The organism is Alcanivorax sp. HI0083 (genome assembly GCF_001635175.1).
In genome coordinates this window covers 1-700 of record NZ_LWFX01000592.1, presented here as the reverse complement: position 1 = coordinate 700, position 700 = coordinate 1, and the positions used below count along the sequence as shown (strand labels likewise).

The window sequence follows — 700 nt, the reverse complement described above, 5'->3', positions numbered from 1 at the left end:
GCGCTTTCAGTTCATCAATATTCTTGGCATCGCCCAGGGCCGGAATATCCTTGCCCACGTCCGGGCCAGCCTGTCCAACCTGGGAGGTCGAGAAGAAGACCGGTTCGATATCTGCAAAATCATTTTCGGCAGTCATGCGCTCCATCAGTACGGAACCCACCATGCCACGCCAGCCGACAAAACCGACTTTCTTCATTAGAAACTGTCTCCTGAAAGGGTTGCCCTTTCTATCAGTGAATCAATGCGCGTGTTGCGCCTGTGCGTCATGCCTCTGTCATGCTTGTGACAAAGCATCCGCAACGGCGCTGCCCATTTCTTCGGTGCCCACTTTGCGAGTGCCCTCAGTGTAGATATCCGCAGTACGAAGCCCCTGATCAAGAACACGCTCTACAGCGGCTTCAATGGCATCAGCCACATCACCACGCTCCAGGCTGTAACGCATCAGCATGGCCAGCGACATAATGGTCGCCAGCGGGTTGGCGATGCCCTGGCCGGCAATGTCCGGTGCCGAGCCGTGGCAGGGTTCGTACAAGCCCTTGCGGTTTTCATCCAGTGACGCGGAGGGCAACATCCCGATGGAGCCGGTGAGCATGGCGGCTTCATCGGAGAGAATGTCACCAAACAAATTGCCGGTGACAATCACATCAAACTGTTTCGGCGCACGCACCAGTTGCATGGCCGCGTTGTCCACATACATGTG

The 700-nt window shown here is 56.1% G+C and carries 1 protein-coding gene and 1 pseudogene; both read right to left on the bottom strand.

What is annotated here, in order from left to right; translation table 11 throughout:
- Positions 1–196: pseudogene (locus A3754_RS05995) on the bottom strand (aspartate-semialdehyde dehydrogenase); the annotation flags it as partial.
- A gap of 78 nt (positions 197–274) precedes the next feature.
- Positions 275–700: isocitrate/isopropylmalate family dehydrogenase (locus A3754_RS05990; RefSeq protein WP_255363117.1), on the bottom strand; the 426-nt coding region annotated here is incomplete at its 5' end.